The organism is Paenibacillus allorhizoplanae (assembly GCF_927798215.1).
Taxonomy (GTDB): Bacteria; Bacillota; Bacilli; order Paenibacillales; family NBRC-103111; genus Paenibacillus_E; species Paenibacillus_E allorhizoplanae.
This window is the reverse complement of the sequence record NZ_CAKMMW010000019.1, coordinates 136212-146839: the sequence shown is the minus strand read 5'-3', so window position 1 is coordinate 146839 and position 10628 is coordinate 136212. Positions and strand designations below refer to the sequence as shown.

Here is a 10628-nt window from a genome sequence, read left to right as displayed (position 1 = left end):
TTCTACTAAAGGAGACCCTACCTTATGTTTCATTTGAAACTTGTCATACCTGCCACTGCTCTGCTCCTAACGGCAGCGCTTCTCTCGGGCGGTGCGTCAGCATCCGCTGCTTACTCCCCATCCGTTAACGCGTCAACGAAACTCGTGTACGCTTCCGGCAAAAATTTCACGGTTAAAACGGTCACGGTTGACCTGACAGATCCAACACTTGAACTCGTTCCTGCCTTAGCCGATGGTGGTATCGGACACGACGACGCCATGCAATCTATTGTGGAGCGAGAGAACGGTGTCGCGGCGATTAACGGGACATTTTTCAACGCCTACGAGTCTGACCCTTATATCCGTTACCCCAACGGAACGCTGCTGAAGTCTGGTGAGCCTATGCATTCTGGGGAAAATCAGACGCTTTTTCTAAACAAAGATAAGGTGCCTGACATTCAGTTTGTCAATCTCGACATTGCCATTCGCACTAGCGAGGGCGGCGGTACCTACACCATAAATCCATGGGGTATTAACAAATATTACGGAGACACGAGCACCGACCAGATTGTCTGGTACACGTCGGATTTTGGCCGATGGATTGGCTTTCCCAATGGCACCAAAGTGGTGATCAGCGATGGACTGGTCACACGGATTACGCAGGATTCCGTTTCGGTTCCGGAAGGTGGTTATGTTTTATTCGTCGGCAACAGCGCCAACAATAAACAGAATGTACTGACCAAGCTGGACGTAGGTGACAGAATCACGAAGGATATTCTTGCGAAGGGTGAAGGCGGGAGCAATCTTGACGCCAAGACATGGCTGTCCGCGATCGGTGTAGGTCCGAAGCTCGTAACGAACGGCTCCTCGGATATCAACGTGAGTAGAGATGGCTTTTCGGATCCGAAAGTCACACAATCTTCCGCGGCTAGAAGTTTTGTTGGGATCGACGGCTCTAATCGCCTAGTGATGGGCACGGTACCTAGCGCCACCTTATCAGAGCTTGCTGCGATTTCGATTGCGCTTGGATTGAAAGAAGCGATGAATATGGATGGCGGTTCCAGCTCCGGCATTTATGCAAATGGTACAATGATGACTTATCCTGGACGGAAACTTAGTAATGTACTTGTCGTCCGCAAGCTGGATAAACCTAAAGTACAAATTGATATTAACGGACAATATATCTCGGATTTTACCGGTTTCATCGATAAAGAAACAACTGTTGTACCTATTCGTCCTTTTATCACAGCAATGAATGCCAAATTTACCTGGGATGCGTCAACACGAACAGCCACAATTACGAATGCTGGTGTTACGTTGAAGTTGCAGGATGGAAGTTCAGTCGCTACCGTGAACGGCAAATCCGTTTCTGTCCCTGTTCCCTTACAAATCATGGGCGACAGCCGGATGTATGTCCCGCTTCGCCTCGTTGCCGAGTCGCTCAAAAGCACAGTCGACTGGAACAGCAAGCTGTATCGCGCATCGGTGCGTTTGCCATAATTAAATTTTATGATGTTACAAAAAAGCTGGTAGTTCAAACATGAGAAAATGTTTGAACTACCAGCTTTTTATTATGAGATGATCTGGCATTAGAACTCCTCACAAATTGGAGATGATGGCTTCGATCTTTTTCTGCTGTTCGTTGATTTTCGGAACATATTCCGAAAAAGACGGTAACACTTTATCTTCAGCTAACCTATTCAGTTGTAACTCAAGCGCAGCCTTGTACCGGTCCGAGTCCTGTAAGAAACCTGCCTCTCTTGCACCTATCGTCAATTCACTCCAATCTGCAAATGAAGATATGCCAAGAGTGCTTTGATTTTGTCCGAAATGAATGCGGAAATAACTGAGGGGCTCAGGTAAATAGACGGCGTTGCCCCGAACAAGAAGCGATAGCCATGTCGCCAAGTCATTGAGGGTCGTAAACTGTCTGCCGCCAAGAATGCCGAACGGTTCTTTTAAATCTTTTTTTCGAAAAAGGACAGTAGTCGGCTCTCCGATCACATTATGTCCCTCACTCAAAATGTCATTGCCAAAATCAATTCCGTTCAACACCGTCGTCTCATTGTACAATCTTCGTGTTGCATATACAGCAGATCTTTCGTTCCCGGATCCATCGATCAATTGGCGGTAAGAAGTAACTAGCGCGACATCAGGTATCTCTAGATAGCATGCCATCATTCGTTCAATTTTCTCAGGGTGGAACAAATCATCATCCATTAAATAGTTCACATATTCACCAGAGGATAGTTCATAACACTTGTTCCAATTTTTCACAAATAGCACCGTGTCGTTTTTAACATACTTGATATGCGGGTATTGTGCCAGATAAGGCTGCATCATAACCCATACGCCCATGTCCGTGCTATCATCACAAATGATAATTTCAATATTCGGATAGGTTTGATGAATGGCACTTTCTAGAGCTAATCTCAAATAATGAGGCCGGTTATAAGCTGGGATCAGAATACTGACAAGCGGCTTACTTTCCATGTCATTCCTCCATCACTGATTGAATCTATTTTTATGATCCATTTGTTTCGATAACATGCTCATAAATGTAAAGCTTTCTCCTTTAATCGGATGAATCCAATAATAATGAGGAGCTATTTTTGCCACCTTCATTTCATCGAAAGAAATAGGTTTTACAGTACGTACGTATTGCAGGCTTTCATCATAATTCCAAGGATACTCCCCGCACTTTCCTCCATATTTCATAGCGAGTGTTGCATAGAGCATTTCTTCCATTGCAAAAGTATCCGTTGCAGCCAACAATTGCTCTAGTTGATTAAAATCGGTTTCATCCAGTATTTTCCTAACTATGGAACGGCGATAAACTTGTGCGGGATTAAAATAGCGAACAAAGTAGTTTGTCTGGAAGAACGGCTGCCAGCGATGCCATTCGTTCCACAGCGTAACCCCGGGATAAAATTGCGGATTATCATGTACAGAATGTTGTATTTGCATATGAGCTCCCATACAGTCGTAACCTTCCATTACCTCTTCGATGAACGACTCAAAACCGTGCTTGATAAAAAGCACGTCAGAGTCCAGGTTAATGAAGTAGTCGTATTCAATATTCGTTTCTTCCAGCCATTTCATAACATCATATAGAAATCTACCTAATTTTCCGTATTGTAAGGGTCTGCTGTACGGACAAATGGGAATGCCTTGACAACTGCCGAAGTCCTTATTCGTCCCTCCGTTGTATAAGACAATCCTGGCATTAGGAATGTAATGTCGAATATTTTTTATTTGCTCCGTTAGTACACTTTCGTCCTCATGTGCCAATATTGCAAAACAAATCATATAGGATCACATCTTTCAAGATAGATTGAACCAGCTAGGTGGTTTGGTAAGATCGCAATCATAATGGTATAAAATAGCTGGAATTCTTATTTGTTTCACAATATCTTCCGATACTCTTCCGCCCCATTCATCATCTTCACCGCCACTTATATCCTTAAATTTATGACTGGATGCAATTCTTTTGGCATAACACATAAGGTGATTAGGCCTTCTATAGTAGAAAAATTGATCTTGGCCGTTTGAATACTCATTGCCATATTTGCACAGCTTGATAAACTGTCCGTTGAAATACACGGCTACGTCAAAAACGATGCAATCCGCATCTGGCGTCGATTCGATTTGTGACAACAAAGTGCTCACATAATTGGGTACCAGACGATCGTCATCATCCACAAAAACGATATAATCGCCCTTTGCTTGTTCGAGCAGCAAATTTCGTTTTGCGCCTATGGTGCTTTTTTTATTGTCCATTAATACGAGGATTTCTACAGGCTTACCTTGCGTTTGTTGAGATAACTCTTGGATCATTCGCGATAAAAAATCCATACGTTCGGGTACAGAGGGAATCAGGACGGATAAGGTAATATTCATTTCACTTGTCACACCCTTTGTTTTAAGTAAAATTACGGTGAATGTAGCTGCCGTGTTTATACGTTATTCTTAAATATTGATGGTTCCTCATCCATGAGTCCACCCGTTTCTCGAACAATTCACCACCGTATGCTGGGTACCTTTGCGATGCCGGATGTTTTTCATTGTAGATGCGTGCTCGGAAATCCTCGGTACGAATCAGATAGCATTGATCCGAAAATCCATACCCCAGATAAAAACAATCATTCTCTTCTACAGATTCCTGCTTCGCATACTCGTAGCTAAAGTTCCAGGTCGGATTTGCAACCTTGATTCTGGGGTCATCTTCCATATTCTGAAGCGCTGGCTCCACCCATTCGAGCGGCCCTGCTAGGATCGAGTCACTGGAGAAATGGAGCAAATAATCTGTTCTGCACAAGTAAATTGCGACGAGCTCGGAAATGGAATAATAATAGCCTCCGTTAAAGCTGTCCTTATCGATTGCAAAGAAGTCCAGCGCCTCACTTGCATAATGATCAACGACGGTATAGGAAGTGAGAACGCCACTTTGAACCAGCTTGTCGGCATAAAAGCTAACCTCTTCCGGGTCGTTCACGTTATTGATATATAATACTGATTCCTTGAACTGAAGCCGATTGTAGCGAAGATTAGCTTCCAGTCTCGGTGTTTGAAGAAGGTGACGCCAATCATTTTCATAGCATTTCGTCTCAAAGGTCACGTTCCACCCTTTCATATAACGCCTCCTTACTCAGACACCCTTTCTCTTTGAAGGACTTCATGATCACGCTACCTGGATCGAATACGAAAACCTTGCTCATAAGATATGCCCTGGCAGGTCCGCCTGCAACGGCTAGAACCCCATAGTTCATCCATTAATTCCCAAGGAAGGGCTTACCAGCAGCTAGTAATCCACGGTATAAAAAACAGCCTGTAAGTAGAGGATCTACTTACAGGCTGTTTTGATATCTAAAATAGATAGTCTATCCAATCAATCTAGCTTAGTGCATTCCTTCTAACGCAACGTCTGCTCTAGTTTCTTGATGTGCTTCAGTCTTGCCGCGGCGTAGGAAGAGTCCAAGAACAACTCCGCACATCGCGATAATCATCATACATGTGAAGGTATACCCGAATGCATCAGGAGCTACGGATAGCATCGACTTTTGCATATCTGCAGGTGAACTCACAGGAAGCTTCTGCTCGGTAATCAACGTTGTCACACGTGAAGTCAGAATGGTTACGACGATGGCAACACCGAAAGAGCTAATAACTTGCTGCATCGCACTTGTCAACGAAGTAACACGGCTGACGAGGTCTTGTGGAGCTTTTTTGATCAAATGGGAGTTGATTGGCATCATCATGAGCCCCATACCAGCCCCAGCCATCGCTAGTGGTAGAATGAGATCTGTTCTTTGTGTGCTCAGATCCAAATGAGAATATTGGAAAATCGCCCCTGACACCAGGGTAAGACCGATGACAACTAACCAACGAATACCGATTCTATCAAATAAATAACCGCCAATTGGCATCATAAGTCCAGACGCGATCGCCTGTGGGAACAGGGTCAAACCGGTATCGAATGCACCGTAACCACGGGCTTGCTGTAGGAATTGCGGGAGAAGGAAAATCGCCCCAAACATACAGAATTGGATCACCCATTGAATGAATATACTAAAGGAAAAATCGAATGATTTGAAAACGCGAAGCTCAAGCAATGGAATTTTCGTTCTGAGCTCAACGATGACGAAGGCAATCAATGCAACGGCACCAACGATGATACCGCCAAGCGCTTTATCAGACGTCCACCCTGAAGCACCTTGTGAAATACCATAAGATAGCGAAGCGAAAGCAATCGGACCCAAGATCATCCCTGGCAGGTCGAATCCGGCAACTTTTTTACGCGCTACAACAGGTAATTTCCATAATCCGAAAATTAAGCTGAAAATACCTACAGGCAAATTAATGAGGAAAATCCAGTGCCAAGAATGGTATTCCACTAACCAACCTGATAAGATTGGCCCAATAGCTGGAGCTAATAAAATAGGTACGCCAAGCATACCCATCACTTGCCCAATCTTGTTAGGCGGACTAAGTCTGTATACATACGCCATAGCGACTGGCATCACGAAGCCTCCGCCTAAGCCTTGCAGAATGCGGAAAAAGATCAACATTTCAGCCGTATTTGGCGTCGCACATAATAGTGAAGCAATCGTAAATAAAAATACGGATGTAAGGAAAACATTTTTCGCTCCAAAACGGTCAGATAACCAACCCGCTAATGGAATTACCGCAGCGGATGCCAGCATATAGCCTGTTACCGCCCATTGAATTGTAGGTAGATCAGTTTTGAAGTCAACCACTAACTTCGACAATGCAACGTTCATTGCTGTCGTGTCGAGGATAACCATGAATATGCCTGTGATAATGGCGATTAACGGCACCAGAATGCTCGTAATCTTAAATTCCGGCTCACTTCCACCGGATACAGCCGTTTGACTCATCCTAACTCCTCCTTAGACAATCTCTCTCTTCACGTGTTACAATATAGGGGACAATTGTCCGCTACCTCATATTACGGACAATTGTCCGCAAAGTCAAATAAATTTTTCATGGACGATCTCTCTACCAGGAGGAACGAAAATATGACACATCCAGATGATCATCAAGAAACCTGTGAACTTATAAAAGAAGCCATTCCACCAAGCAATCGCCGTGGAGAACGCGATACGGAGTATCGTCGTCGCATCCTCTCTGCTGCTCGCTTGCTTTTAGAAACAAATGATATAGAATCCGTCACGATGCATCAAATTGCGAAGGAATCCGGAGTTGGCCAAGGAACCTTATACCGCCGCTATACGCATATTGGTGATGTGTGCAGCGATTTGATCAAATCTACAACAACACGTTTTATTGATACGCTTGAGGAAAAGTACACAAAAGTTGATCCTGTCGGATCAGGACTAGCGCAGCTATCCGCTTGTATCCATGATGTCATTGATTTCGTCGACGAGAATGTCTCCCTTTTGTCTGTCATCTCATCCATGCATGCAGACAAACGCAACTACAGCATTCACAAAAAGCCGTTCTTTATCAGACTTCACAATATCCTTGCTCCACTCATTCAGTATGCCATTCAAAATGGCGAAATCGAGGACATTGATGTCACCTTGACGATCAATACGCTGCTCATTTCCCTTTTTCCAGAACAGTACACGTACCATAGAGACGTACTTGGCTATACGAAACAGCAGTTTACTGAAGGCATATGTCGACTATTTGTAAAAGGAATATAAATCGATGAAATCAGATATGAATGCGAGCCAGCGTACCTTTTGGAAGAAATATATGGCGAAAGCCAGAATTGATGTCGAGTATGCCGCTTATACGAAAGTACCGCGAAGCTGGAACGATGAGATCCCCGCGTGTCCTGTCAATCGACTGTATTTTATTATGGAAGGCGAAGGTTTTGTTAAAATAGGCAATCAAACCTACAATCCGCGCCCTGGCGAGCTCTACCTTCTTCCTGCGGGCAGTGACCAAGCCTATGGCACAATTAGTGAAGATACCTTCGGCAAGTATTGGTGCCATTTTACCGCGAAAATCGGTGATTTGGACCTCTTTCAGATTTTGCACACGAGCCCGTCAATTGTGGTCAAGGACTCTTTTGCGCTTGGGCAAACGTTCGAGAAGTTGATTGCACATCGTCGAAGTGATGCTTTATCAGCAGAATTTCGGGTAACAGGCATCCTCCATGAACTCATCGCGGATTTCATTGATGGCAATGCTTCCGTAAAGCTGAATTTAGCTACGACCCCAACCCACGAGAAAATGAATGTTGTGCTGCGCTACATGGAACAGCATATGGCGGATCAGGTTTCGATTGAAACGCTTTCCCAGCTTGCTCATTATCATCCGAATTATTTCATCAATGCGTTCAAACAATTCACGGGGTACTCCCCGATCCAATATATGAACCATCTGCGCTCGGAAAAAGCCAAAGATTTGCTCCTGACGACGGAGCTGAATGTCTCTCAAATTGCCGATTCGTTCGGCATGGAATTATCGTATTTCTCCCGAATGTTCAAGGAACAAACGGGATTTAAACCAACGGCGTTCCGTGATTTGCGACCGCGGTGAGTTGTGGATGTGGTTGGAGAGCAAGAGTAAGAATAAGAATAAGAGCAAGACAACAGCCGCTCACACCTACTCCTACTCCTACTCCCAACCACCGCCGCGCCAAATTTAACTGTATATTAGGTAGTTAATTTCTTGTAAAACAAGTTAAGAAGCGAAATAGATGGACAACCTCCATCTATTTTCGGGAGATTTCCCCTTTTCGGATGAAAATGCCTGGATTAGCTGTACTTTTTCCATTTATTTCATTTAAAATGATAATTTCGAGTAAATCAACTGTATGTTTTCCATCTATAGGTGGTGGGAGGCGCACCACTCCTCCCCATAAATGAAAGCAGCCCCCATCACATCGATGGGGGCTGCTTCTCGTTAATACCTTACGGATAAAACGCATTCTTCACCGTCGTCGTTGGACACCAACGCGCGTTAAGCAGGAACTTAATGAGTGTGTCTTTCGCACGCTCCGTGCCAACATAGCGCAAGGATTCCGCCGCATGCGCACGCACGTAGCGGTTCTCATCGTCCAGAGCGATTTCCAATTGTGGAATCGCTGCTTCTGCGCTTGCCCCTAGTCGGGACAGCGCCAAGCTGGACATGAACCGCACCTGCGCGCTTTCATCCCGCAGCGCATTCCCTAAGCACGCTACCACTTGATCGTGGCCAGCTTCCATAAGACCAAGTGCATCAACTACAGCGCAGCGGATCGTCTCCGACGGATGCTGCATCAAGTTAACAAGTGCAGGTACCGCCTCACTTGCAAGTCCTCTTGATTCACCAAGCGCGAACACAGCATTCGCGATGATTTCCTCAGTATTGGCTTCCGCAGCTTCATTCTCCACTGCCGCCAATGCTGCAACCAATCCGCTAACAGCATCACTTCCCGCAACGGATAAGCCATATGCAGCAAGTCGAGATACATTTTTATTCTCGCTATGAAGGGCTTGAAGCAATGCGTCTACACCACTTTGACCACTTGCCGCAAGCTCGTAAGCCGCATTAATGGCCTCGGGCTCAAAATTGCTCAACCCCGCGCTCAATTCCGCGATCCGCTGCGAATCAGAACTAACTGTATTCGCGATGCTGCCAACTTGTCCCGAAAGCCAATTCCACGTCTCTTCCCACATCAGATCGTGCTGCGCAATCGGCAGTTGTAACGCCTCCGGTTTACGCCACCCGCTCTCTTGGTTGTTCCAGCTTGGCGATAGTGGCAGCTCAGTACGCATAAATTCAAACTTCAACATATAACGGGGCTGACCCAACACATTCGGAGTGGAGCGGTGCCAAATATCATAATGAATCAGTGCAAAAGTTCCCGCATCCCCACTCGCCAAAACCTCACCCTCTGGTTCATTCCCTTCAAAAGTTCGAGATTCATAGTTTTGCGTACCTGGAAGTACGCCTGTCGGGCCTAATTCCACAGGTGTATCCTGTGGGAAATACATAATCATAGCCCATTGCGGATGATGATTACGCATCCTTTTATAACCCCAGTAACTATCTTTATGCCAACCACCAGCTACGCTTGAAGCATTGAAATGTCCATGGCGATGCGCATGCATCATATAATTAGGTCCCAGTACACTCGTTAACGCACCTGTTACAACAGGATGATCGAAAACTTTACGCAGCTCTCGAATGCGAGGTAAAAGATTGTTCCCAGGATTGCCTTCTTCGGTGTAAACCGTGTTCAATTGCTCTACTAAACTTTCATGGAATTCACGTGGAAAATCAGTTTTGAGAATCAGGCAGCCATTCGTAATAAACGATCTCATTTGCTCATCAGTCAATAATAAAGGTGTGTTACTCTGCATTGTCTCTGCCTCCCTGGCATGTAGGAATGAGTGAACCATGCTTTTATTATATGAATGATGATTCGGACTTTAAATAAACAATCTTAATCCGTGCTAGCACAAAATTAAGGTATTATTATCCGCCTTACACACTGCTCTGCAATAATCTTAAACTTGGCTAGTTTATAATAACGCTGGCATCACATAGGTATAGACGGCAATAAAGTGGCAGGTACTACCCGCCAGAACGAACAAGTGCCAGATCATATGATGATAGCGCAATTTGCGCCAGAGGAAAAAAGGTACACCGCCAAGGTAGCTCACCAATCCGAGCCCCAGCCATGTAAATGCCATATGTGGTAGTCGCACATAAAGTGGCATAATGAAGAGCATCATGAAGGCTCCCATGCCCAGATACATGAGCAACCCCCACGGCATAAAACGTTGAATAATAACATGCACATACCTTACGCCGCCGAAGGCTAGCGCCCAAATGACGATGAGCAGCTCAATCGCAACTCGGCTATGCCACGTAATGAGCAGGAAAGGCGTATAGGAACCCGCCATGGCGATGAATATCGCTGCGTGATCCAACTTTTCAAAGCGCTTCCCCCACTTGGGTGAGCGTACAGCATGCAGAAGCGTCGAGGACACATAGAGTAGGCAAAAGGAAACTCCGAACACAGCGTTGCTCGCCGTGTATAGCCAATCTTCAAAAAGCACAGACCGCTGCAAGAGCAGAAAAAGCCCATAGACGCTTAAACACACGCCAATCCCATGGCTAACCGTGTTTAAGCGTTCTTCTTTGCGTGCAAGTTGTTCCTCCAT

The 10628-nt window shown here is 45.1% G+C and carries 10 protein-coding genes; 3 read left to right on the top strand and 7 right to left on the bottom strand.

Features of this window, described 5'->3' with window-relative positions; translation table 11 throughout:
* Positions 1–24: 24 nt before the first annotated feature.
* Positions 25–1479, top strand: a complete 1455-nt coding sequence (locus L6I86_RS25540) for a stalk domain-containing protein (RefSeq protein ID WP_236291219.1) — start codon at positions 25–27, stop codon at positions 1477–1479.
* A gap of 99 nt (positions 1480–1578) precedes the next feature.
* Here the strand turns inward: L6I86_RS25540 and L6I86_RS25535 are convergent, their stop codons facing one another.
* From L6I86_RS25535 to L6I86_RS25515, 5 genes are all read right to left on the bottom strand, one after another.
* Positions 1579–2472, bottom strand: coding sequence for a glycosyltransferase family 2 protein (locus L6I86_RS25535; RefSeq protein ID WP_236291218.1), 894 nt, complete (start codon positions 2470–2472; stop codon positions 1579–1581).
* Between the two features lie 12 nt (positions 2473–2484).
* A complete protein-coding gene (locus tag L6I86_RS25530; RefSeq protein WP_236291217.1) occupies positions 2485–3081 on the bottom strand; it encodes a hypothetical protein in 597 nt (198 codons plus the stop codon).
* 222 nt (positions 3082–3303) lie between these two features.
* Positions 3304–3879 (bottom strand): glycosyltransferase family A protein, encoded by a 576-nt coding sequence (locus tag L6I86_RS25525; protein WP_236291216.1) that lies wholly within the window; start codon positions 3877–3879, stop codon positions 3304–3306.
* A gap of 22 nt (positions 3880–3901) precedes the next feature.
* A complete protein-coding gene (locus L6I86_RS25520) occupies positions 3902–4612 on the bottom strand; it encodes a hypothetical protein (RefSeq protein WP_236291215.1) in 711 nt (236 codons plus the stop codon).
* Between the two features lie 265 nt (positions 4613–4877).
* Positions 4878–6377: a DHA2 family efflux MFS transporter permease subunit gene (locus tag L6I86_RS25515; RefSeq protein WP_236291214.1), complete on the bottom strand. Its 1500-nt coding sequence runs from the start codon at positions 6375–6377 to the stop codon at positions 4878–4880.
* 141 nt (positions 6378–6518) lie between these two features.
* On the opposite strand from L6I86_RS25515, the gene L6I86_RS25510 reads away from it, so the two are divergent.
* Together L6I86_RS25510 and L6I86_RS25505 are read left to right on the top strand one after the other, a co-directional pair.
* The gene (locus L6I86_RS25510; protein ID WP_236291213.1) at positions 6519–7169 is read left to right on the top strand and encodes a TetR/AcrR family transcriptional regulator; all 651 of its coding nucleotides are present in this window, start codon (positions 6519–6521) and stop codon (positions 7167–7169) included.
* A 4-nt stretch (positions 7170–7173) separates the two neighbouring features.
* Complete coding sequence (locus L6I86_RS25505) at positions 7174–8013, top strand: AraC family transcriptional regulator (protein WP_236291212.1); 840 nt, start codon at positions 7174–7176, stop codon at positions 8011–8013.
* Positions 8014–8387: 374 nt separating this feature from the next.
* On the opposite strand, the gene L6I86_RS25500 is transcribed toward L6I86_RS25505, so the two are convergent.
* Both L6I86_RS25500 and trhA read right to left on the bottom strand, forming a co-directional pair.
* Entirely contained in the window at positions 8388–9821 is a 1434-nt protein-coding gene (locus tag L6I86_RS25500) for a HEAT repeat domain-containing protein (protein ID WP_236291211.1), read from the bottom strand.
* Between the two features lie 162 nt (positions 9822–9983).
* Positions 9984–10628 (bottom strand): PAQR family membrane homeostasis protein TrhA, encoded by a 645-nt coding sequence (gene trhA, locus L6I86_RS25495; protein WP_236291210.1) that lies wholly within the window; start codon positions 10626–10628, stop codon positions 9984–9986.